Consider the following 22629-nt stretch of genomic DNA (forward strand, 5'->3'; position numbering starts at 1 on the left):
AGATTCTAGGGCGAAGGCCGTTTCCCTTCAAAGCCGCTCCAATTCGCTGCGCTTACACCAACTTTTCCGACGCGATCAATGAAAAGGCCGCCCGGTGCATTACCGAGCGGCCCAGCCGTCGCAGGTTTTCGCCGAAGGCCTTAGGCCTTCTTGCCGTATTTGCGCTCGAACAGGATGTTGTTCGTCTCCAGCCAGCTTTCCACGGTGCCGGTGTCGAAACCGTCCTGCGGGTCGATGACGAGCGCGTACATCTCCTCTTCCTTGAGCACCGCGTCCAGCGCGTCGGTCAGCTGGATCTCGCCGCCGACGGTGGGCTTGGCCTCGGCCAGAAGCTCCATCACGCGCGCGGACAGCAGGTAGCGGCCGAACACGGCCAGGTTGGAGGGCGCATCCTCGAGCGCGGGCTTCTCCACCAGGCTATCGATCTTCCACACACCGTCGGAGATGGCGGAACCGGCGATGACGCCGAAGCGGTTGACCTGGTCGTCGGGCACGGGCATGACGGCGATGACCGAGGCGCCGTTGTGCTCGTCGGAGACCTTCTGCATGGCAGGCAGCATGTTGTTGTCGGGGACCAGGACATCGCCCAGCAGCACGTAGAACGGCTCGTCGCCCGTCTTCTCGGCGGCGCAGTGCACAGCGTGGCCCAGGCCCAGCGGCTCATCCTGGTACACATAGCTGACGTTGAGGTTGCCGGCATGCTCCACGGCGTCGGCGTACTTGTCCTTGCCGCGCTCGCGCAGCATGGACACCAGCTCGGGGTTCGGCGAGAAGTGCTCCTCAATGGACTTCTTCTCGCGGCTGTTCACGATGACCACCTCGTCGGCGGCCGATGCCAGGCCCTCTTCCACGATGTACTGGATGACGGGACGGTCCACGACGAGAAGCATTTCCTTGGGCTGGGCCTTCGTGGCCGGCAGGAAGCGCGAGCCGAGGCCGGCGGCAGGGATGATAGCCTTCATATAAGGTTTACCTTTCTTCGGGGGAATAGACGCGAAGCGCCGCGAGACGCGGCGCTTCGTCGATTCGCTTCGGCAATTGTAGCACGCAGGCTATTCGGCCTTCAGTTCCGCCACAGCCTCTTCAAGCACGGCGATCTGCTTCTCGGTCTTCTTCAAGCCGCTGATGGAAACGAACACGTAGATGAGCAGCACGGCCCACATAAGCGCATAGGCCGCGATGATGAACGGCATGGACGGGATGACGGTGCTGTAGATGTCGGCAAGTACGGGATTCATGGGATGCTCCTTCGATCAAGCGCCCTTCGGAGGCGCGAACGTTTGCTAACGGGAAACGGGGCTCGCCCGGCTTTCGCCTAGCGCTGCTCCTCCAAAACCTCAACCTCGTCTTTGAGGGCTTGCAGGCGCTCCTGCAAGCGGACCTGGCGGAAGCGGAAACGGTACAGCGCGAATCCGACGAGCATAAGGCCCGCCAAGCACACGGCCACGGTCATGCCCATATCGCCGGACATGCCGCCCTCGCGCAACACCACGGGGTGCACGCCCGAGGGGATAAGGCGCGTGATCATGAAGCAGATGGGCACGTCCACCATGGCGATGATGCCGATGACGGCGGCGTACACGCCGCGGCGCTCAGGCTCGTCGATGGCGTTGCGCAGCACGAAGTACGCGATGACGATGAGCATGAGGATAAGGTAGGTGGTCAGGCGCGGCTCCCACGTCCACCACACGCCCCACTCGAAGCGCTCCCACAAATCGCCCGTGATCATGGTGCAGATGACGAACACGAGCGAGATCTCCATGCACACCTTCGCGCACGTGTCGAAGCGCTGGTTTTTAGTGGCCAGGAAGCGCACGGAGTAATAGCACGCAAACGCCAGCGCGCAGAACGACACCAGGGCCACCGGCATATGGAAGTAGAAGATCTTCTGGGACAACAGCAGCTTGTTCGCCACCATCTGCCCGCCGATCAGCTCCACGCCGTCGACGGCGGCGCCGTTGACGGGCCCGGCGTACAGAAACGCCATGAGAAAGCCCAATGTGGAGAGCACGATGCCCGCCAGCAGCGCCCACGGCGCCACCTTGTCGGGCCACTGCCCCGCCTCGGGCAGCTTCACCGGTTTGTTCGTCATTGGTTTCCTTTCCTTATGAAGATCGCAGGTCAAAAGCTATGCGGAGATAACGAAATCGTACAGAACCCAGCTGACCAGCAGCATGATGACGTCGTAGCCGCCGGCAAGCGCCATCGACTGCGTGAACACGTCGAGATACCCCTCGGCGCCCACCACCACGGCGGTGGTCGCCGACGCGCATGCGTAGAGCAGCGGGAAGATCAGCGGCACGAACAGCACGGCGAGCATGACGTCCTTGCCGCGCGTGTTCACGGTGATGGTGGACAGCAGCGTGCCGATGCCGGCCACGCCTACGGTGCCCACCGTAAGCGGCACCGCCATGAGCATGAAATCGGGGCCGGGCTGGGCGGTGGTCAGGAAGAAGAACCAGAACAGCGGCACGGCGATCACCTCGACCATCAGCAAGAACAGCAGATTCGACGTGGCCTTCGCCAGAAAGATCACGCTGCGGTCCATGGGCACGAGCAGGATGCCCTCCATGCAGCCCTGCTCCTTCTCGTGGTTGAACGAACGGTTCAATCCCAGCAGCGATGTGAACACGATGAGCGCCCACAGAAGCCCGCCGGAAAGCTGCAGCACATCGGTCGCCTGCGCCGTCTGCCCGAGCGCCGCGCCGTACACGATGAGCACGAGCAGCGCGTAGATGCCCATGGACGTGAGCATCTCCTTGGTGCGGAACTCCTGCTGCAGGTCCTTGGCCAGCAGGGTCTTATACTGGGCGAACGTGCTGGGCACGCTCAAGGTCACCCGGCCGGCGCGCGCCCGATCGGCGCCCGTGCTTTGCTTGCGCGCCATTTATGACACCCCCATTCCCACCGTGGAGCGGTACAGCTCGGAGAACTCGTCGAAATCAAGCTGGTCTTTCGCCCCGAACGTCACCACGCGACCGCGCGCCAACACCAACGCATGCGTGCACATGTCGAAGCCCTTGCGCAGGTCATGGCTCACCATGACGAAGGTGCGGCCCTCGCGCTGCTTCTCGATCAGCTGGTCGAAGATGTCGACGGCATGCGGGTCCAAGCCGGAATACGGTTCGTCCAGAAAAACCACGTCGGGATCATGGATAAGCGCGCGGGCGATGGACAGGCGCTGCGCCATGCCGCGCGAGAACGTGCGCACCACGTCAAGGCGGCGATGTTTCAGCTCGACTGCCTCGAGCAGCTCCATCACGCGCGCCTGCGGATCGGCCAGGCCGTAGAGCTTCGCATACAGAAGCAGGTTCTGCTCGGCGGTAAGGTCGGGATAGAGCATGGCGTTATGCGAGATCAACCCGATGCACCCACGGGCCGCTTCGGGGTCTTCCCGCAGGTCGATGCCCATAAGGCTTGCCGAACCGTCGGTCGGGCGCGTCAGCGTGGACAGCATGCGCAACAGCGTGGTCTTGCCGGCGCCGTTGGGGCCGAATATGGAAAGGAACGCCCCCTGCGGAACCTCGATGGACACTTTGTCCACCGCCTTGCGCGTGCCGAACACCTTCGACAGCTTCCTTGTCCTGATGGCAGCCGTTTCCTCCATCGGCCCCCCTTCCCCTGCATCTTGGATGCGTGCGAGTACTTTGCACGCCAGTCTAACGCAAAACGCGATCGCCGCGCGAGCGGCCGCGCCGGCTTCGGGCGCCTATGCCGCGCTCTCCGCCGATTCGCCGGATGCCGCATCGGCCGCTGCGCGCTGCGCGTCGGTGAGCTTGCGGCTGGCGCGCCTGCGGCCCATGGTGGCCACGCACACGCCGATCATGAGCAACGCGAAGCCCGTCCACACCAGCGAGATGAGCGGATTGACCCGCACATCCATGGAGAACGCGCCGTCGTTGTTCACACCACGATACACCACGAACAGATCCTCGGTGGGCAACGAGATGACGCTCGCGACCAGCTTCTGCTGCTGGGTCTTCTGCGCCAGCTGCACGCTGGGGCTGACCTGGCCGATGAAGGCACCGTCTTTGTAGGCATCGTAGTTCACGGTGTACATGATGTCGTCGCCGCCGTTGACCTCGGTCACGGAGTTGGACACGTACTCAAGCGTGTAGTCCTTGATCTGGAAGGTCTCGGAAGCGGTATCGGAGGCCTCGTCGTAGCCGATGTAGGCGACCTTCTCCGTCACGTACATCGACGAACCGATCAGGCCCACCAAGATCACGGCCATGGCCGCGTGCGACAGGAAGCCGCCGAAGCTTGCGGGGCGGTTGCGCAGGCAGCCGCCGAAGGCCGCCACGGCGCCGCAGCTATGAGACTCCTTGTACGAGCGCACGATGCGACCCAGCATGAACAGCGAGTTGAACAGCAGCATGCTCGCCACGAAGAAGCCCACGAGCGCAAGACCGTTGTAGTACCAGGTAGGGCCATCGCTTGCCAGCTCCTCGGCGGCGGTGCCGCCCGCGGCGATGATGGCGTTGTAGCTCGGCACCAGATACGTGGCCCAGTACACCGCCAGCACCGCGAACAGGACCAACGCGCAGATAGCGGGGATGCGCGCCTGCTTCAGGAACTTCGAGCGCAGCGTCTTGCCCCAGGCCAGCAGCGGGCACACCGCCAGGATGGCCAGGTAGACCACGCCCAGCGGACGGGCGATGGCGTTGAACGTGCCCGAGGACACGGTCTGGCCGCCGAACGGCAGGAACTCAGGCAACGCCGAGGACACGGTCAGGTACGCCAGCAACGTGGCGAACACCACCATGATGACGTTGTTGAAGTAGTACGCGCCTTCCTTGGACAGCAGGTTCTCCACCTCGTCGGAGCCGTCGGCGGCAGGGCCGAAGCTCTTCCAGCGAACCACCAAGCCCACAACGCCGGCCAACAGCGCCGCGACGATCAACGCGCCGAACAGCACAAGCGACACCGGATCGCCCTCGAAGGCGTGCACGGACTGCACCAGGCCCGAACGGGAGATGAACGTGCCCACGATGACGAACGCGAACGTGATGCAGGCGCACATGACGCTCCAGCGCTTGAACGCGCCGCGCTGGCGGTACACGGTGAAGCTATGGATGAGCGCCACGCCCACCAGCCACGACAGCAGGCTGGCGTTTTCCACGGCGTCCCAGCCCCAATAGCCGCCCCAGCCGAGCACCACGTAGGCCCACACGGCGCCAAGGCCGATGCCGATGCCCAGGAACAACCACGAGAACAGGGCATAACGCTGGCTGCGCACCACCCATTCCCTGGACGGGTCGTTCACGATGAGCGCGGCGATGGCGTAGACGAACGGGATGGTCAGGCCCGCATAGCCCACGAACAAGGTAGGCGGATGAATGGCCATGGCCCAATGCTCGAGCAGGGAATTCATACCCAGCATGCTGGCCGCGTTGGTCAGCGTGCCGTCGGCGTTGTAGTACTTCTGCGGCGTGACCGTGAACGGCATGTTGCTCTCGCTGAACAGCAGCACGCCCACGAACGCCGCCAGCACCAGCTGCGACACCATAAGGGCCATGGAATCCAGCTTGCGCGGGCTTTTCAGATCGCGGATGGCCACCACGGAGTTGAACACGCTGATAAGCCATGCCCAGAACAACAGCGAGCCCTCGCGGCCGGCCCACAGGCCGGACAGCTTGAACAGCCAGCCAAGCGCGCCTTCGGCGTTGCTGTGCTGCTTGAGCACGTACTCGATGGAGTAGTCGCCCGCGAAGAAGCAGTACACCAGGATGCCGCAGCATACGGTGAGCGCCACCGTGGTCAGGATGGAGGCGATATGCCCGCCCCATGTCAGGGTCTCGCCAAGCGAGCTTTCCCCCTTGCGCCCTAAGATCGCGCCCGCCAACAGGCACAGAACAGAGACGGCCACGCCGGCGAACGCCACCAGCAGGCCCATAAGGCCGATAGTCGACATACGTGAAACCTCTTCCTAGCCCTCAAGCGCCACATCGGTGGCGGTGAACTTGCCATCGGCCGACAAGCTGCCGGTGACCACGAGCGAGCTGCCTTCCGCGACTTCCTCGGACAGCGCGCCGTCGAACGCGACGGGAAGCGTCTTGCCGGAGTCGGGGTCTGCCAACACGAAGCGGTCGCCCGCGCCCGCGGCCTTCAGGGAGCCCGCTTGCACGGTACCGGATACCTTCACCGGCTTGTCGACGACCTGGTCGCCATACTCGAGCAGGCGGGAGATGGTCAACGCGCTCGAGGCGTTCTCGTACTTCGAGGGACACTTCGTCACCAGCTCGGTGGCGTGCAGCACGCCGTCGTCGGCGATCTTGCCCGTGCAGATGGCGGTCACATCGTTGCCGAACGTGGCGGACACGCCGCCTTCATAGCGCACGTTCAGCTGCTCCGCAGGATTCCCATCCTTGTCATAGATGGCGAACGTCAGCACGTTGTCGTTCGTGGCGTAGGAGTTCTCCACCACGTTGCCCGTCACTTGGATCTTCTGGTCCGCGTACTTCCCCGTAACGGCATCGGCAACGGTGGCCGACTTCGCGGCGCCAGAGCCGCCGACGACGGCCAAGATCACGACCAGCACGATGACGATGATGCCGGTAACCGCCATCATGCGACGCTTCGTCTTCGTATTCACAGGCCCTCCCTTTTCCTTAAGCGTTCCTCTCTTGCTTTCTAACGGTAACCATATCGAAAAGAACAGGGGCACGCTATCACCCAGATAGTGTAATTTCCGCCGTAATAAGCCCTTTTCATCGAAGAAAGGGCCGCGAATGCAGCCCTTTCTCGCACAAATATGCTCCCGTGTGATAGCGCCCTTGCGCAAACGCCCGCATTCGCGGCTATGCAGCGGACGCGACCTCTTGCGCTTGGTCGTACGTCAGCCAGCCCTCCGGAATCGGGGCATCATCGTGGCATTGGCTGCACGCGTTCACCGATGCACGGTGCGCTTTGTGGCAGTCCCCGCAATCAAGTTGCTGCCCATGCATGGCCATATGCGGGTTGCGCTCGCCATACCGAGCCGTCGCCTTCACCAGATCCTGACGCGTGATATTATGGCATGCGCTGTTCAGGCAGAACGCATCGCCTTCCTGCCCCAACCATTCGCCCAGCTGCTCGGTATCGCGCTCGCCGAGCACCAGCCCGTACGCTTGGTTCTCGTACAGCGGCATGTTGCCGGTGGACCATTCGACAACCTCGCTTAGCTGCTGGTTGATAGTGGGCTTATGGCAGCTCAGGCAGTTGGCATCCGCGCCGCCCTGATCGGCAGACGCCGCGTGCACCACCGCGAGCATGGAGCTTGTGTTCTCCACGGTGTTGCCCCACTTGTCCACACCTTGGGCGCCCGGCTGCTGCTCGAACGCGGCAACATACGGGTCCATGGGCGTATGGCATATGGCGTTGCAGAAGCTGGGCTGCTCGTGCCATACCCAAAAACCCGCGCCGGCTACGGCGACCACCACGGCAACGACAGCTGCCGTGATCTGCCACTTACATTTACGCTTGCGCTTGCCAGCCGGCGATGTCGCTTCATTTAGCTCGCTCATATCCGTAAACCTCCTTCCCAACAAAGGTTCGATCTTTTCAGCGGTTTCACGCCGAGGCCGCTTATGGAGCCTCGGCCATCGGAGAGAGACCGCGCTTGCTTTTTATGCAAGCATCGATAGCGCCTGGTCGGCCGCCGCTTCGGCCTTGTCCAGGGTCTCAAACGTCAAATCGGGGTTGTGCGCGCCTTCGCTGTTCTCGACCATCACGAAGTCCCAATAGAATTGCGCGTTGCGCTGCAGCTTCCATAGGGCGGCAAGCTCATCGGAGGGAGCCTGCTTGCCGCCGGCGTCCTTGGCGGCTTTGATCGAAGCGATCTCGTCAGCGTGCTTGGCGGCGATCTTGTTCGTCATGTCCTCGATCTTCTCGCTGATGGCGGTAACCCGTTGCTCTTCCTTGGCCTGCGTCGCCGCAACCTCGCTCTTCAGGTCGGCGTGGCAGTTGTTGCAGTCGTTTGCCAGCATGTCCTCGTTTTCCAGCGGGCTGATCCAATTATGCGACGTGTACGCCTCACCGTCTTCAGAGGTTTGCGTGCCCATATGGCAATCCGCGCACGTGTAGCCGATGCGCGCCATGGTGGTGGACTCGCCGCCGTACATGGTCTCGAACTCGGGATGCTGCACCTTGATCATAGGAGCCATGGTATCGGCGTGGTTCCAATCCGAAAAACCGCGCTCATCGTAGTAAGTCAAGATGGCGTCCGGCGTCATCTGATCCGTGCCCGTGTAGGGGTTCGTCGTGGCTTTCGTCTCAGGATCGAAGTAGTACTCGTTATGGCACTGGCCGCATGTCTGGCTTGCCAGCGGAGCCTTCTTCTCGTCGTTCACGTCATCGCCCAGCGCGCGCAGGAAGAACTTGTTGCCCACCACCAGCTGGGTGGGATCGTTCTCATGGCAGTTATAGCAGCTGATCGGCTCGTCGAACTGGTCGATCATGTCTTTGAACTTGCCTTGATAAGCCGTGTCGCCCTCGGCATTCACCAGCGCTGTGTACTGCGGCGTTTTGCATGTGATGCAGTTCGCAAGCTGTTCCTTTTTCTGCGTGCGCGGCGTCTCCTTCACCGACTCAAGCGCATGGGTATGCCCGTGCGCCTCGTCATAGCCAAGCGCGAACGCATAGCCTTTGTACATGGTGTTGAGCGCCGGGTACAGCTCCAGGTAGTCGTGCTTCCCCTCGGTGCCGTTGGCGTCGTTTTCCCTGTACGTGGCGTACTGGTTCGGGTAATCCTGCGCCCATTGGTCGGCATGCACCACGCCGTACTGATCGGCGTCAGGCGTTTGCTCGACCTGCTGCGCCACCGGCTTGTCGGTTGCCTTCTGGTCGGCTCGACCCGCCTTGTCGGCGTTCGGCGCGCAGGCAGACAAGCCGACAACCAGGCCGAAAGCGCACAGCGCGGCAGTCCAAACGATCTGCTTGTTCCCTTTCGCTTTCTTCATTTCCGTTTTCCTCCCTTCTTGAGGGTCTCTCTCCATCGCGCACGTTACGCGCACGAGGAACGCCACGCGCGCAAAACGCCTTCTTTACGTGGAAAGCCATGCGAAACTGACGGGGAAAACCCTATAGTTTTGCCCAGAGGGTTGATTTTCGCTAAGAGCCGAGATTTTGTTGGCGTGGGGCGATTCCGGGCTACGCGCTTTCATGCGAAGACCGATCGGAGCGCCTGCCGGATCCAATGGCGAAAGCGAAACGCTCGGATGGATGGGCCTGCAAATCGAGTTCATCCATCCCAAGCGCCCATAGCACGGGGCTTTGCGCTTTTCTATGCGCTTTTCGCAAGGCAGATTCGCCGAAAACGCCCTATAATGCGCCCCGAGGGGAAAGAGGTCTGCATGGGAGCATCTAATTTCAGCCAGGAAACGCTTGCCGGTGAAAACGCCTTGCTTCAAGGCGCTGTCGACAACCTGCGCAAACGCTTTCATTTCGACTTCGTGTCCATGGGTATCACGGCGTTCGTGGGAGCCCCGTTGAAGTGGGTGTACAGCGCCGGCGAAACCAGCAACCGGCACCGGCGCATCGCGCTGGCGCCCGGCCACGGTATCGGGGGCATCGTGCTGAAGGCGGGCAAGCCCATGCTGTTCACCGATATCGATTCGGAAATGGATCCGCGCGAGTACTCGTCCTACCCCATCGTGTTCGCCGAAGATCTTCGCAGCTTCTGCGCCCTGCCGCTTAAGCGGCAAAACCACGTGGTAGCCGTGCTGTTATGCGCATTTCGAAACGTTTGCCCCTCACATGCGGAAACGTTTCGCACTCTTATAGCCAAAGAGCTGCATGGAACGTTTTGCGGCCTTGACGTGGTGTCGGAAGGCTTTATGGCACTTGGGGGGCTTGGAGGCCCGACCGAACAGGCGCCCGCCGCTACGGCAGCCGACCCCTCGCTTGCCGGCATGCGCGAAGCCGACGAGACGGGCGCGCCGAGATTGCTGCGCAGCGACCTCGCCCGCGCCATCGGCGCACAGGAGGAAGAGCGCCGCCGCATCTCACGCGAGCTGCACGACGGCGTGGCCCAAGAGCTGCTTACCGTCACGTTCACGCTGCAACGCCTCGCCGACCATGTCGACAACGAGGGCGCGGCGATCTTGGAAGAGGCGCGCGGAGGCATCAGCGGCGTGCTCGATGAGCTGCACAACATATCCGTGATGTTGCGCCCCAGCTCGCTTGACCATCTAGGGTTCGTGCCCGCCCTGCGCAGCCAAGCCCTGCTGCTCGAGAAAACCTACGGCTCGGCCATCCGGTTCCAAGGCGCGCTAACGCTTCCCCGCTTCGACCGAGCCCTGGAAACGCAAGCCTATCGCATCTGCCAGGAAGCCATGACGAACGCCTGCAAGTACTCCGGCTCCGATGTTGTGACGGTCAGCGTGGCGACAGCCGGCGATTGGCTGCATATAAGCATTTCCGATGAGGGTTGCGGCTTCGATGTTGCGCATCCCGTCATCAAGGGCAGCGGCTGCGGATTGCTCGGCATGCAGGAGAGGGCAAACCAGGTGGGTGCCACGCTTTCCATCGAATCAGGGGATCGCGGCACGCGCGTCACGCTGGTCACGCCCATGCACACGGCGAACGAAGGTGATGCGCGATGATACGCGTAGTGCTCGCCGACGACCATGAAGTGGTGCGAACCGGCATCAGATTGCTGCTTGACACCGATCCCGATATCGCCGTCGTTGCCGAAGCCGCCGAGGGAACGGAAGCATATTCCCTGGTAGCGCGTGAAAAACCAGATGTGTTGCTGCTGGATATATCCATGCCGCCCGGGCAAAGCGGGCTTGTCGCCTGCGAAAGGACGGCAAAAGATTTCCCGGACACCAAAGTGGTTATCCTCACCATGTTCGCAGAGCCGGAGTACCTGCTGTACACGCTGCGCGGCGGAGCGGCAGGATACGTGCTGAAAAGCTCCACGCCCGAGCAATTGCGCCAGGCCGTGCACGATGTCGCCAACGGCGGCAGCTATATCCACCCCACCATGATCGAATTGCTGGCAAAGCACACCGCCGACGGTTCAAGCGACCCGTCCATCCAGCAATTGTCCAGCCGCGAACTGGAGATCTTGCAATTGATAGCCCGCGGGCACACCAACAAGGAGATCAGCGAGGCGATGTTCCTGTCGGTGAAGACCGTCGAAACGCATCGCAGCAAGATCTACAGGAAACTGCACCTGAAAACCCACGCGGATGCCGTCGATTACGCGCTACGGCACAAGCTGCTCGAGTTATAGAGATCAGACCGACAAGGGCCTTGTCCCGCGATGCCTGGCACAAGCCTGCCGTTATCCCAAGCCGCGCAGGCATTCCGCCAATGCGCTCATCCGCGCAGCGGGCGCATCCTGCCGCCATGCCAGATACGTCGGCAACTCCATGCCCTCCCCCTGCGCGAACGGCACCGCCTCGACATCCGGGAACTGCTCGGGATAGCGGCCATCGGACACCACGATCACCGCCCCTCCTTCTTCATGCAGGAAGCTCCTATGCCGCGCCGCCGACATCTCAAGCGACATCAAGCGCGGCCGCACGCCTTGCCGGGAGAGAAGCTCGAGCACCGTCGCCTTAAGGCAATGGGAATCGTACGGCTCGGCAAGCAACGCTCCTTCCAGATCGGCGAGCGCGACGGCCTTGCGCGACGCAAGCGCGTGCCCGCGCGACACCAGCAACCGCAGCTCGACCGCACCCACGCGTTCCCACACAAGCCCCGCCTCCTCCGGACGCCCCGGCACCACCGCCGCGTCCACAGCACCGGACTCGAGCTCCGACAGGCACGAGCCGCTGGAAAGGAACGAGACATCGAGCGCAACATGCGGACGACGGCGCCGGAAACCGCGAAGGTCGCGTTCGGATAGCACGCTGCCGCGCAAAGGAGAGCTGGCCACCGCAACGCGCAACCGGGGCGCCCCGGCAGAACCCGGATGCGCGTCGCCGCAGATGCGCCGAATATCGTCCATCCCCTCGAGCACCTCGGACGCGCGATGGAGCACCTGCGCGCCCCGCGCAGTCGGACGCAGACGGCGCCCCGTGGGCTCGAACAGCACGATGTTGAGCTTATGTTCCATATCATGTACGGATTTTGAGACGGTTTGCGGGGAAACGTACAGCTCCTGCGCAGCGGCGCTGTAGGAACCCGCACGCGCCGATCTGACGAAACGATCAAGCTGCTCGATGCTCGGACTCATTGCAACCCCCTCGCACAACATACGGATCATCGTGGGCAAAGCCACCAAAACTGCAGGTCATACGCGTATGGAGGCATATGCTATCAGAGCACCCCCAAAAGAGCCGCATCCATCGCCGAACGCGTCCCATACTCGAGAGCGGATAAAAAAGCCCCGGCGTCGTAACCTCGCGGTTACGACGCCGGGGCGAAACGTTTGCCGGCTTCGCGCTACTGCTTGGCGAAAAACGCCAGCGCCACGGCGCCCGGCCCAACATGCGTGCCGATGGTGCCGCCCACGGTGGAGTAGCCGACGCTTTCCACATGACCTTCCCACAGTTCGCGGCTATCCTCGATGTACTTGCGCACCAAGTCATCGCCCAAGCCGGTATAGCCCAGGAAGAACGGCATGTCGAAGTCGATGCCGCCGGCTTCCTTCACCTGCTGGATAAGCAGGTTGTTGCCCTTCTTCGAGCCGCGCGCCTTGCCGAGCACCGCAACGGCGCCGTCCTGGATGGCGACCACGGGCTTGATGGACAGCACGCCGCCGGCGAAGGCCACCGTTTTGGAGATGCGGCCGCCCTTTTGCAGGTACTCCAACGTATCGAGCAGCGCGACCAAGCGGATGCGGCCCTTCGCATCGTCGAGCTCGGAGGCGATCTGAGCCGCCGACATGCCCTGCTTCGCCAAACGTACCGCATATGCCGCCAGGGCCTTCTGCCCGATGGTCACGTTCGTGGAATCAACCACGTGCACGCGGCCTCCCCACGCCTGCGCCGCGGCAAGCGCGCTCTCGTGCGTGCCCGACAGCTTCGCGGACAGCGTGATGACCACTGCCTCGTCGGAGCCGCCAGCATCGGGCGCGCCGAGCACGCCCTCGATAGCCTGCGAGAACGCGAACGGCGTCACCTGGCTGGTACGCGGAAGCTCGTCGGATTCCACCAGCTTCTCGTAAAACCGATGATGGGACAGGTCGACGCCGTCCAAGTACTCCTCATCGCCGAACGCGATGGAAAGCGGCACGACGGCGCTTATGCCGTCAAGCTCGCCTTGTACCAGGTCAGAGGCCGAATCAGTGATGATATGCACACAAGGCGCGTCGGCGCCGGTTGATCGCTGCTGCAAAATGCTCCTATCGTTTTGCGAATCGCATCATTGCGCACAAGCTCGTTTCGCCCACGCGCAACACCCCATACTGTAGCAATATGTCCATTAACGCAACCATCACCTTACAATCGGCATCCTTGCAGCACGCCGATCCTGCCATGCACCCAACGCCCTACAAGCACAGCTCCGCAAAATCGGCGTCCTCGATACGTACATCGGCGTCGTAGAACGCCTCCAACGCCGCCATTCCCAAGGCGATATCGGCGACGCCGGCCGTCTCATAACTCGAATGCATGGCCAGCTGGGGCAGGCCCACGTCGACGGCATGCATGCTCACCTGCATATTCGACAGATTCCCCAGCGTCGACCCGCCCGGCATGTCGCTTCTGTTCGCGAAGCGCTGCAGCGGCACGCCCGCGTCGCGGCATATCGCGCAGAACACCGCACGGCTGAACGCGTCGGTGCAGTACTTCTGGTTCGCCGCCTCCTTCACCGCAAGACCGCGATTGAGCATGACGCGGTTGCCCTCGTCGTAGAGCTCGGGGTGGTTCGGATGCACGGCGTGGGCGTTGTCGCAGCTGACCAGCATACTCTTCGCCAGCGCGCATCGCAGCTGCTCAGGCGTGAACCCCAGGCCCGCGTTCACGCGCTCAAGGGAATCGCGCAAAAACGTGGACATGGCGCCCTGCTTGGTGTTCGAGCCCACCTCCTCGTTATCGAAGCAGCAGAACACCGAGACGGCGTCGTCGTTGCCTGCGGCAAGGAACGCAGCAAGCGAAATGTAGGCGCACCCCAGGTCATCCAAACGCGGAGCGCTTACGAACTCGTTGCCCCAACCCCACACGGAAGGCTGCTGGCGGTTCACCAGGAACAGGTCGCGCGCCAGCACCTGCTCGGGCGCGACGCCCGCCTCTTGGGCGATGAGTTTGTCGAAGGACCCCGGCTGAAGCGCCCCTGCCGACATAACCGGACACAGATCGACGGCGCGGTTCGGAGAGAAGCGGGAATTCGCCTCGCGATCAAGGTGGATGGGCACGCGAGGAATGATGAGCAGGTCCGCATCGGGCGCGATCAGGCGGCTTTCCACGCGGCTACCCGAACGAACCAGCACGCGGCCGGCAACGGACAAGGGCCTGTCGAACCAGGTGTGGTCCATCACACCGCCGTACGCTTCCACGTTCAGGCGCAAATATCCCGACGGCCCGGAAAGCTCGGGGGCCGCCTTCACCTTATATGTCGGGGAATCGGAATGCGACGCCGTAAGCTGAAAGCGATATGCGCCAAGCTGCGCGCCCACCTTGAACGCGATGATGCTCGAGTTGTTGCGCACCGTGTAGTAGCGCCCGCCGCGCCGAACCTCCCAGGGCTTGCTTTCAGGCAGGTAGGCGAAACCCGCCTCATCCAAGCGCCGCCGCACCGCCGCCACCGTGTGGAACATGCTCGGGCACTCCTGCACGAACGCCGCCATATCATGCGCCGCACGCACATCGGCCTGGGCGATGCGCGCCTCCGCCGCGCCCGCCCGCGTCGAAGCCGGGTCCTTATCCATCATCTCGTCCGCCATGATCAGCTCCTTTCGTTCCCGTCCAGTCTAGCAACCAACGCTCGCAACGGCAGGTTGCACTACAATACGAACCCGAAGAACACGCATTGGAAAGGATGTGCCATGATCGCGGCATTATGCGTCGGAGCAGGCGGTTTTTGCGGAGCCATCGCGCGCTATCTGCTTGGACTGCTCCCCTATCAGGGGCAATTCCCGCTCATCACCTTCGTCATCAACTTCACGGGAGCCGTGGTCATCGGCGCCGTGGTGGAGGCGGCCAGCATCCGTCCCGGTATGCTGCCCGCAAACGCCGTGCTGTTCCTGAAAACCGGCCTGTGCGGCGGCTTCACCACGTTCAGCACCTTCTCGCTTGAGACGCTCGGACTGCTCGAGCGCGGCGAATACGCCATGGGCGGCGCCTATGCGCTCGGCAGCTTGGCGGCTTGCGTGCTGGGCGTCGTCGCCGGCAAGATGCTGGTGCGCTGGGCGCTGGGGGCGCAAGCGGCCTAACGGCAAACGGCGCCCGATCGCAACGCAAGCCGATACGCAATCGCAACGCCCCTGTCTCCGCAACGCCCTCGGCACCTGACACGCTATCGCGATGCTTCATCGCCATGATGCCCGGGCGCGAAATCCGATTCGACAGCAAGCGCTCGAGCCTTGCCTTGCGCCCCGAAAACGCGAAAAGCCGCCCGCAACGACAAGCGTTGCAGGCGGCCGATCAGCCAAAACAGCGGCGAAGGCTACTTCACCGTGAGCACCGGGACGTCGGTGGCGCGCAGCACGCCGAAGCTGACGCTGCCCAGCATGCCGCGGATGGCACCCAGGCCGCGGCGGCCCATGACGATGAGGTCGCAATCACGCTCCTCGGCATAACGCGAAAGCGCATCTGCGGGGGAAGCGCCGGCAACGGCCTCCACCTGAGCACGGTCGCCCAAATCGGCCAAGGCATCGCCCAGATCCTCGGCAACACGCTTCTGCGCCTCGTCGAGCACGCGCTTGACCACGCCCTGGTACTCCTCGTAATCCAGCATGCCGTAGGGCACGCCGTCAAGCGCGCCGTCGGTTCCCATGCGGTCCACGCCCATGTAGCTGGACGGAACGGCATGCACCACGGACAGCTTGGCGTCGGCATCGCCGGCAACCAGGTCCTTGGCGTAGTTCAGAGCGTTCTTCGCGTGATCGGACCCATCGTAGGGGACCATGACATGACGGAACATCATAACGGGCTCCTTCCCTCAAAAGCGCCCAGCGGCACCCCGCCGCGCGGGCTTGAAACCGGCGGAAGATCGCCGGATGCGCAAGGCTTGCCCCTTGGCGCCTTGCTTTCGGACCCAACCGTTACGTTGCCGTAGTTCAAGCAGGTAACGCACCGTGTTGAACCTGCTCATGATTATACTCCATGCAGCGCGCAACGGGCCGCTCGCCCGCAATCGGAACCCCGTCGCAAGGCAAGGCGAACCGCCGAACGGGGCCGAATGCGCGCATACGAGAAAAGGGCGCGGCCCGAAACCGGACCGCGCCCCGAGAAACCAGCTTTTCCGTCGGCCGCCGGCTAGGCAACCACCTTCGACTTCTCCACCTGCTCCACGAACCAATACGTGAAGCGCGAGAGCACCGGCCGCAGGATGCCCATGATCACGAACGGCACGATGAAGGCGAGCGTTATGCCGATCTGCACCCAGAAATCGTTCTGATACACGCCCATACTCGCCGCGCGCATGGCGTTGATGACGTGCGTCGCCGGCAAAAACGGGCTGACGACTTGGAAGAAGCCGGGCAACAGCTGCAAGGGGAAGCTGCCACCGCCGCCGGTCACGTAGATGATGAGCAGCAGCACAGCGAGCGCCTTGCCGAGGTTGGCGAACAGCGACACCAGCGTGTAGATGATGAAGCTGAACACGAAACCCGCCGTCCAGAAGCACAGCAGATACAGCAACGGGTCGGCAACCTGGACGCCCACGAACAGCATGTTGCCCAGGCACACCACCGTCGACTGCATGAAGGCCAGAACGAACGGCGCGCCATAGCGCCCGAAGAACAGCTGCCAGGACTTGGGGTCGACCAGGCCCGCCTCGCGCTTGGCGCGTTCGGAGGGAACCGGGTTCAGCAGCACCATGATCAAAAGCGAGCCCACCCACAAGGCCAGCGTGGTGTACAGCGGCGCCATGGCCGAACCGAAATCCTCCACCGGGAACACGGCGATGCGCTCCACCCCCACAGGGGCGGACACCGCCTTGGCAAGCGCCTCGGGGTTCGAGCCGATGATCTGCTTCAGCTGATCAACGTTTCCGCTGGCCAGCGCCTCGTTGACGCGCTGGGACAACGCCGACATCTTGTCGGCGGACCCGTGCAGCTCGTCAGACATGGCGCGGATGGCGCTCTGCGCGTCCGCCAGGTCGGACGAAACCGAGGATGCGGCGCCGTTCAAGCCATCGCCTACGCTGGAAAGTTGAGACGCACGCGCCGAAAGCGATTGAGCCGCCTGCGCCACCGAGCTCGCCAAGCTCTCAAGGCCCGGCTTCAGGTTGTTCTCGTAGTCGTTCTTCAGCTTGTCGGCGTTCGCCTTCGCCTCATCGAGCTTCGCCTGGATATCGGCGCGGGACGCGGATTCCGGGTCGTTGCCGGTAGCTATCTTGTCCGCCGCCGAGGTCAAGCTGTCGCGCAGCTTGCAAAGCGAGGATATGGACGTGTTCAGCTGCGACACCACGGCATCAACCGCCGGGCGATACTGCTCGTCGAGCTGCGGTTTGATGGATTCAAGCACCTCGACGAGCTGCTGGTAGCGCTCTATCTGGTAATCCACATCGGCCGCTTGGTCGCGAAGGCTTTGCGCGGCGTTCGCCTTATCGGTATCCACCTGCGCATACACCTTGTCGATGGCATCGGGCACCTGGTTGAAGCCGTCGGAGCTTTGGGCCAGGGCGTCGGACAAGGACGAGACCGACGTCGTCAGCGCATCGCCGATGGTCTCGGCGCCGCTTTTCGCTCCCGAGGCCTGCTGCTGCGCGTCCTTCACCGCGTTTTGCGCGTTGCCCAGAAGCTGGGTGGAGCTTCCCACGAGCGCCTGCGCCGTCCCTGCCAGATTCGCATACGATTCAAGCACGTCGGCGGCGGTGCGCATCTGGTCGGCGGACGAGGATATGGTGCCCGAGAGCTTGGCGATCCGCCCCGCCGCATCGGCATCGTCGGCCACCGTCCCCAGCGAGTCGACCAGCCCCAGGGCCACATCGGAAATGGTCTCGGCGAACGTGGTGTTCACCTGGGCGGCAACCTTGCTGGACGCCTGATCGGTCACGCGCGGCGCCACGGCGTTCTTCTTCTCGTTCTCGTAGTAGACGAGCTCGGCATGCTCGGCGTCGTCGGAGTAGAAGCTCATCATGTCGGAGCTGAAGCTTTGCGGGATGACCACGGCCGCATAGTACTTGCCCGAACGCGCCCCGTCGATGGCGTCCTCCTCATCGGTGAACACCCAGTCAAGCTGGTTGTTGGCGCGCAACGCCGACTCCACGCTGTCGCCCACGTTGATCTTCGTGGGCAGCAGGTCGCTTTGGTACCCCTCGTCGGAGTTGGCGACCGCCACCTTCAGGTCGCCCGTGTTGTCGAACACGTTCCAACACGCGATGACGTTGTACCACGTGAAAATGGACGGCAGGAACACCAGGCCCAAGACGATGACCACGGTTATCACGTTGCCGAACAGGTGCTTGATATCGTAGGAGAACAGCTTGAACACGTTACGCATGGCCGCCCCCCTTCTTCGAATCGCCCTTCTTCTTATGCTTCTTGTGCTTCTTGCCGTGTTTGCCGCGCTCGGCTTTGCGCTGCGCAAGCGCCTCGAGGTCATCGGCGCTCAGCTCAAGGGAGGGAATCTCCGCCTCAAGCAGCTCCTCATCATCCTTGCCCTTTTCGCCATGAACCTCGTCATCGGTCAAAAACGGCCCGTCGAAGTACGCCGGCTTGCCCTTGGCGGCCAGGTCCATAAGCGATGCTCCCTTGCCCGGGGCGCCCTTCGGCTTGCGGGAAGCGCCCTGACCAGGGCCATCGGATCCGCACGTCGGAGCAGACGGGTCTGTCAGGTCATCAGCCGCCACGCCCACAGGCGGCAGCGGCACGGATACGCCCGCCGCACGGGCGAAACGGTCGACGGGCACCGAAACGCGCGCCGTCGACATGGCGGCAGGCACCAATTCCTTGACCACCTTCTTGCCCCGATCGGCCAGATGCCCGCGCAGCTCATCATCGCTCATGCTATCGATGGACGCCTGGCGCTGGATGTTGTCGCGCACCATCTCCACGCCAAGCAGAAAACCGATGAGGACGACCAGCCAGGTCAGCCATGCCGTCAGAATGACCACCTTCTCGGTAGTGGTCACGGCGAACACCACCGAGACCGCCACCGGCACGGCGATGCCGAAGATAAGCGCACCGCGTTTCAAACGAGGATAGTGCTTCAGGAAGGTATCGGCCTGCTGGCGCACCGCGATGTGGAACTCGTCATGGTCGGACAATGCCCGGATAAGCTGGCCGATACGGTAACGTCGCTCGGGCACCAGGGCCTCCTCGACGTTGAGCAGGTCGCTTTGCTTGATCTCCTTCGCCACCAGGCGGTTGAGGTTGGTCAGATGCGGTCGCACGAACAGGCCCACCAGCGTCATGGACAATGCGATGAGCAGGAGCACCCCGCAATAACCCAGCCACTGCGTGCCGTAGAAGCCGCCGATGGCCTCGCGCAAGGCGTTGATGCCGTACGTGAACGGGAACATGGGATACACCGTGCGGAAGAAGGCATCGGTCATCTCGACCGGGTACAAGCCCGTGCCGCCCGGGATCTGCACGAACACCATGATGATGCACAGGCCGATGCCGATATGCTGGAACGACGACGACAGCGTGTACGTGATGCACAGGTAGGAAAGCGACAGCAAGATGGCCGTTGCGAAAAACGCCGGCACCGATGCCGCCTGCACGCCGATGAACAGGCAGCCCGCCACGCACACCACGGCCTGCAGGGTCACCAACAGGGCGAAGAACAGCCAGCGGCCGATATAGCCCTGCATCACCGTCAAGCCCGGCACGCCTTCCTTATCGACCTCCAGCTTCAAGATGACGCACAGCATCAACGTGCCGATCCACAGGCTCAAGCTGATGAACAGCGGGGCCATGGCCGAACCGTAGGCATTGAGCGGGTACAGCTTCTCGGTGGTCACCTGCGTGGGAGCCTGCATGAACTCGGCGATCTTCTCCGGGTCGATGCGCCCGTTGTCGACCAGCTCCGACACCGCCGACGACGTTCCCAGCAGGGCCACGTCGTTGCGCGCCTGGCGCATGGTCCCCTCAAGGCTGGACAGCAGCACGTCGGTCTGCGCCATGGCGTCGCTTGCCACATGCAGCGTCCCCGACAGCTGGTCGATCACGCCCGAGGTCTCGTCGATCAGATAGCCTTGGTTGGAGATGGCGCCCTTCAAACTCGCGGCGGCTATGCCGACCTGGGAGATACCGTTGCTCACCTGCGGCAAGGCGCTACCGAACAGCTGCTGCTGGTATGCCCCCGAAGCGGTGATGGCGTTTTGCGCGGCGACGTTAACGGTGTTGGCGGCAGCCGCGACGCTGGCGGCCGTGGCATCCACGTCGCCGCTGAGCGTCTTCAGGTCGTTCAAATCGCGCTGCAGCTCGGCGTTGCGGGCGGTCAGGGAATCGATGGCGAATCGCAGCTGCTCCTTGTTCGGATCGGAGTCGGGCATCTGGTCGTGCACGATCTGCAGCTGCTCGATGACGGCGGTGTTCATGTCCAGCACGCCCTGGGCACGATCGGCTGCGGCATCCACGGTGCCTTGCGCGCCGGATATGGCGTTGGAAGCATCGGTGACCGCCCCGGCCACCTGCGAAGCCACCTGGGACAGCATCAGGTTCGTGTTCGACATGCCGGGCATGGCCACCGACGTGAACGTGCCCAGGCTGTTTTGCAGCGTCAGGGAAAGGTCGCTCACCTGCTGCAGCTGGTCCTGCACGGTTTGCGCGTCGGCACGGGCCTGCTCAAGCTGGCCTTTCGCCGATTGCGCCTTCTGGCGGGCCTCCTCGGTAGATGCAGCCAAGCCGCTTACGGTCGCACGCGCGTTGGAAACGGAATCGACGGCGCGCGAAAGCTGCGCGGCCGAATCGTTCTGCGCGCTGCTCAGATTTTGCTCGGCCTCGGCAACCTTATCGTTGAGCGTGTCCGCCACCACCGAGCTGACCGTGGACACGAACTGGCTGTTGATCGTCTCGTCAAGGGTGGAGGAGCCCGCATCGGTCACCTTCGGCGACACGGGGTTCATCTTCTCGTTGACGTAATACTGCAGGTTAGGCTGCTGGAAATCGCCCGTCACGATGGTGAACAGGTTGGCGGTGAAATCCTCGGGTATGACGAACGCCGCATACACCTCGCCCGATTCCACCTTGCGCATCGCATCGTCGTAATCGGTGAATTCCCATTTCAGCTGATGGTTTTCATGCAGCGTGTCCACGATCTGGTTGCCCAGGTTCATCTGACCCATCAAGTCGTTCTCGGACCCGGCATCCTGATTCACCACGCATACGCGCATGTTTCCCGTGTTGTCATAGGGGTTCCAAAAGCCGATGACGTTGAACCACGTGTACGTCGACGGCAGCACGACCAGCACCACGACCACCACCAGGGCAGCCGGCGCCTTCAAAAGGCGCAGCAGGTCGCGGCCGAGCACGTGCAGAACGTTTTTCATAGCAGGCGGTACCTCTTCCATAGCCGGCGCTATCGAGCGCGGTTTCATAACCTTGCGGCGCCATCGCGAAAACAAGCGCGGGCGGCCACCCCCACGGCAGACCGCCCACGCCCAAACGTCAAGACGACAGGCGCCCTATTGCGTACCCGTCATTGTAAAATACCCCACCTGTTGCGCTACTCCGTACAACGCCAAACCATAGAATCCGTTTCATTACTGTAAGAATCTCCCCAATGAAGCGAATCAAAGGGAGCCGCATGCTGCCTCCCCCTATGCGCGGCTCGGCAACTCCACGGACGCTTGATCGAGCACATGACCGCTCATCGCGCGGCGCAGCTCATTGAGATAGAAGCCCTCCGGCAAGTCGAGCACGCAATCAAGCGCGTACACGTTTAACGTGTAGCTGTGCGTGGCATCAGGCGGCTGCGGACCGCAATAGCGGGAATGCACCTGCGGGTTATCGCTGCCATGCGCCATAGGCGACCAATTGCTGTTGCGGCCCTGAACCATATCAACCGCCTCCGTGCGGCTAGCGTCCTCGGGGATGAGCGTGGTGGTCGCCGGCAGATTACACGCGGTCCAGTGAATCCAGCAGAAGCCGCCCACGGGGATGGCATCGTAATCGATGAACGCCAAGGCGAGCGTCCGCGCCTCCTGCGGCACGTCGCTTATCTCGATAGGGAACGAACGTACGGGAAAGCCCTCCAGCCGGTCCGGCTCGGACGCATACTTCCCGAACCTATCCGCCAACAAGCCGCCATCCAACTCCACATGCACCTTCATGACATGCACCTTCCCCATCAACGTTTTCAACGTCACGGACGCCTTTGCGAATAATCTGCCTCGCTCCGCCGCCCTAAACAAAACGCAACTTCCTCGAGCAGGCGCGGCAAGCCCTTCTTGACCGCAAGCTCCATCCGCCCAGGCGGTCCTGTTCCCGCGCGAGGTCCACCGGCCGATAGGCGCAGGCGCCCCCTTCGCGCAAGCGATTCTTTCCCCGCAGTGTAGCACGCACCAAGCCTAACACCTTCCCGCCCGGCACTGGGTGTAGGAAAATCTGCGCTTTTCGCGGGAGCCGTGCCACCGTCCGTCCCA

The 22629-nt window shown here is 62.8% G+C and carries 19 protein-coding genes; 3 read left to right on the plus strand and 16 right to left on the minus strand.

All coding sequences use genetic code 11. From position 1 onward, the window contains the following. Positions 1-140: 140 nt before the first annotated feature. From Q0G75_RS08315 to Q0G75_RS08355, 9 genes are all read right to left on the minus strand, one after another. Entirely contained in the window at positions 141-962 is an 822-nt protein-coding gene (locus Q0G75_RS08315) for a UTP--glucose-1-phosphate uridylyltransferase (RefSeq protein ID WP_294415587.1), read from the minus strand. A 90-nt stretch (positions 963-1052) separates the two neighbouring features. Beyond that, positions 1053-1238 carry a hypothetical protein gene (locus tag Q0G75_RS08320; RefSeq protein ID WP_042435003.1) on the minus strand — a complete coding sequence of 62 codons (186 nt, stop codon included), beginning with the start codon at positions 1236-1238 and terminating at the stop codon, positions 1053-1055. Positions 1239-1315: 77 nt separating this feature from the next. Then, positions 1316-2092: a cytochrome c biogenesis protein gene (locus tag Q0G75_RS08325; RefSeq protein WP_294415588.1), complete on the minus strand. Its 777-nt coding sequence runs from the start codon at positions 2090-2092 to the stop codon at positions 1316-1318. A gap of 36 nt (positions 2093-2128) precedes the next feature. Then, on the minus strand, positions 2129-2887 hold the full coding sequence (locus tag Q0G75_RS08330; RefSeq protein ID WP_294415591.1) for a heme exporter protein CcmB: 759 nt from the start codon (positions 2885-2887) through the stop codon (positions 2129-2131). Then, positions 2888-3607 (minus strand): ABC transporter ATP-binding protein, encoded by a 720-nt coding sequence (locus Q0G75_RS08335; protein WP_294415593.1) that lies wholly within the window; start codon positions 3605-3607, stop codon positions 2888-2890. A gap of 102 nt (positions 3608-3709) precedes the next feature. Then, complete coding sequence (gene ccsA, locus Q0G75_RS08340) at positions 3710-5914, minus strand: cytochrome c biogenesis protein CcsA (RefSeq protein WP_294415595.1); 2205 nt, start codon at positions 5912-5914, stop codon at positions 3710-3712. A gap of 15 nt (positions 5915-5929) precedes the next feature. Further along, complete coding sequence (locus Q0G75_RS08345) at positions 5930-6595, minus strand: cytochrome c maturation protein CcmE (RefSeq protein WP_294415597.1); 666 nt, start codon at positions 6593-6595, stop codon at positions 5930-5932. Positions 6596-6800: 205 nt separating this feature from the next. Then, positions 6801-7505, minus strand: a complete 705-nt coding sequence (locus Q0G75_RS08350; protein WP_294415600.1) for a cytochrome c3 family protein — start codon at positions 7503-7505, stop codon at positions 6801-6803. A gap of 102 nt (positions 7506-7607) precedes the next feature. Then, complete coding sequence (locus tag Q0G75_RS08355; protein ID WP_294415602.1) at positions 7608-8939, minus strand: ammonia-forming cytochrome c nitrite reductase subunit c552; 1332 nt, start codon at positions 8937-8939, stop codon at positions 7608-7610. Positions 8940-9332: 393 nt separating this feature from the next. Between Q0G75_RS08355 and Q0G75_RS08360 the strand changes: the two genes are divergently transcribed. Then, complete coding sequence (locus Q0G75_RS08360; protein ID WP_294415604.1) at positions 9333-10583, plus strand: ATP-binding protein; 1251 nt, start codon at positions 9333-9335, stop codon at positions 10581-10583. Continuing rightward, the gene (locus Q0G75_RS08365) at positions 10580-11218 is read left to right on the plus strand and encodes a response regulator transcription factor (protein WP_365911034.1); all 639 of its coding nucleotides are present in this window, start codon (positions 10580-10582) and stop codon (positions 11216-11218) included. The genes Q0G75_RS08360 and Q0G75_RS08365 overlap by 4 nt, the downstream gene beginning before the upstream one ends. Before the next feature lie 51 nt (positions 11219-11269). Here the strand turns inward: Q0G75_RS08365 and Q0G75_RS08370 are convergent, their stop codons facing one another. From Q0G75_RS08370 to Q0G75_RS08380, 3 genes are all read right to left on the minus strand, one after another. Then, positions 11270-12166 carry a LysR family transcriptional regulator gene (locus tag Q0G75_RS08370; RefSeq protein ID WP_294415606.1) on the minus strand — a complete coding sequence of 299 codons (897 nt, stop codon included), beginning with the start codon at positions 12164-12166 and terminating at the stop codon, positions 11270-11272. A 209-nt stretch (positions 12167-12375) separates the two neighbouring features. Continuing rightward, positions 12376-13269 carry a DegV family protein gene (locus Q0G75_RS08375; RefSeq protein WP_294415607.1) on the minus strand — a complete coding sequence of 298 codons (894 nt, stop codon included), beginning with the start codon at positions 13267-13269 and terminating at the stop codon, positions 12376-12378. Positions 13270-13423: 154 nt separating this feature from the next. Beyond that, positions 13424-14800: a M18 family aminopeptidase gene (locus tag Q0G75_RS08380; RefSeq protein WP_365911048.1), complete on the minus strand. Its 1377-nt coding sequence runs from the start codon at positions 14798-14800 to the stop codon at positions 13424-13426. A gap of 117 nt (positions 14801-14917) precedes the next feature. On the opposite strand from Q0G75_RS08380, the gene crcB reads away from it, so the two are divergent. Continuing rightward, entirely contained in the window at positions 14918-15304 is a 387-nt protein-coding gene (crcB, locus tag Q0G75_RS08385; RefSeq protein ID WP_294415611.1) for a fluoride efflux transporter CrcB, read from the plus strand. Positions 15305-15537: 233 nt separating this feature from the next. Here the strand turns inward: crcB and Q0G75_RS08390 are convergent, their stop codons facing one another. The 4 genes from Q0G75_RS08390 to Q0G75_RS08405 all read right to left on the minus strand — a co-directional run bounded on the left by Q0G75_RS08390 (position 15538) and on the right by Q0G75_RS08405 (position 22353). Continuing rightward, positions 15538-16017, minus strand: coding sequence for a universal stress protein (locus Q0G75_RS08390; protein WP_294415613.1), 480 nt, complete (start codon positions 16015-16017; stop codon positions 15538-15540). 332 nt (positions 16018-16349) lie between these two features. Next, entirely contained in the window at positions 16350-18539 is a 2190-nt protein-coding gene (locus tag Q0G75_RS08395; protein WP_294415614.1) for a YhgE/Pip domain-containing protein, read from the minus strand. Further along, positions 18532-21534: a YhgE/Pip domain-containing protein gene (locus Q0G75_RS08400; protein ID WP_294415616.1), complete on the minus strand. Its 3003-nt coding sequence runs from the start codon at positions 21532-21534 to the stop codon at positions 18532-18534. The genes Q0G75_RS08395 and Q0G75_RS08400 overlap by 8 nt, the downstream gene beginning before the upstream one ends. A 270-nt stretch (positions 21535-21804) precedes the next feature. Next, positions 21805-22353 (minus strand): YbhB/YbcL family Raf kinase inhibitor-like protein, encoded by a 549-nt coding sequence (locus Q0G75_RS08405; protein ID WP_294415618.1) that lies wholly within the window; start codon positions 22351-22353, stop codon positions 21805-21807. Positions 22354-22629 lie beyond the last annotated feature (276 nt).

Source organism: uncultured Senegalimassilia sp. (assembly GCF_934636665.1).
GTDB lineage: Bacteria > Actinomycetota > Coriobacteriia > Coriobacteriales > Eggerthellaceae > Senegalimassilia.

What these genes read in the sequence shown, in the direction of transcription:
- Q0G75_RS08315 (WP_294415587.1), bottom strand. Translation starts at nt 962, where the DNA reads ATGAAGGCTATCATCCCTGCCGCCGGCCTCGGCTCGCGCTTCCTGCCG.
- Q0G75_RS08320 (WP_042435003.1), bottom strand. Translation starts at nt 1,238, where the DNA reads ATGAATCCCGTACTTGCCGACATCTACAGCACCGTCATCCCGTCCATG.
- Q0G75_RS08325 (WP_294415588.1), bottom strand. Translation starts at nt 2,092, where the DNA reads ATGACGAACAAACCGGTGAAGCTGCCCGAGGCGGGGCAGTGGCCCGAC.
- Q0G75_RS08330 (WP_294415591.1), bottom strand. Translation starts at nt 2,887, where the DNA reads ATGGCGCGCAAGCAAAGCACGGGCGCCGATCGGGCGCGCGCCGGCCGG.
- Q0G75_RS08335 (WP_294415593.1), bottom strand. Translation starts at nt 3,607, where the DNA reads ATGGAGGAAACGGCTGCCATCAGGACAAGGAAGCTGTCGAAGGTGTTC.
- ccsA (WP_294415595.1), bottom strand. Translation starts at nt 5,914, where the DNA reads ATGTCGACTATCGGCCTTATGGGCCTGCTGGTGGCGTTCGCCGGCGTG.
- Q0G75_RS08350 (WP_294415600.1), bottom strand. Translation starts at nt 7,505, where the DNA reads ATGAGCGAGCTAAATGAAGCGACATCGCCGGCTGGCAAGCGCAAGCGT.
- Q0G75_RS08355 (WP_294415602.1), bottom strand. Translation starts at nt 8,939, where the DNA reads ATGAAGAAAGCGAAAGGGAACAAGCAGATCGTTTGGACTGCCGCGCTG.
- Q0G75_RS08360 (WP_294415604.1), top strand. Translation starts at nt 9,333, where the DNA reads ATGGGAGCATCTAATTTCAGCCAGGAAACGCTTGCCGGTGAAAACGCC.
- Q0G75_RS08365 (WP_365911034.1), top strand. Translation starts at nt 10,580, where the DNA reads ATGATACGCGTAGTGCTCGCCGACGACCATGAAGTGGTGCGAACCGGC.
- Q0G75_RS08370 (WP_294415606.1), bottom strand. Translation starts at nt 12,166, where the DNA reads ATGAGTCCGAGCATCGAGCAGCTTGATCGTTTCGTCAGATCGGCGCGT.
- Q0G75_RS08380 (WP_365911048.1), bottom strand. Translation starts at nt 14,800, where the DNA reads ATGGATAAGGACCCGGCTTCGACGCGGGCGGGCGCGGCGGAGGCGCGC.
- crcB (WP_294415611.1), top strand. Translation starts at nt 14,918, where the DNA reads ATGATCGCGGCATTATGCGTCGGAGCAGGCGGTTTTTGCGGAGCCATC.
- Q0G75_RS08390 (WP_294415613.1), bottom strand. Translation starts at nt 16,017, where the DNA reads ATGATGTTCCGTCATGTCATGGTCCCCTACGATGGGTCCGATCACGCG.
- Q0G75_RS08395 (WP_294415614.1), bottom strand. Translation starts at nt 18,539, where the DNA reads ATGCGTAACGTGTTCAAGCTGTTCTCCTACGATATCAAGCACCTGTTC.
- Q0G75_RS08400 (WP_294415616.1), bottom strand. Translation starts at nt 21,534, where the DNA reads ATGAAAAACGTTCTGCACGTGCTCGGCCGCGACCTGCTGCGCCTTTTG.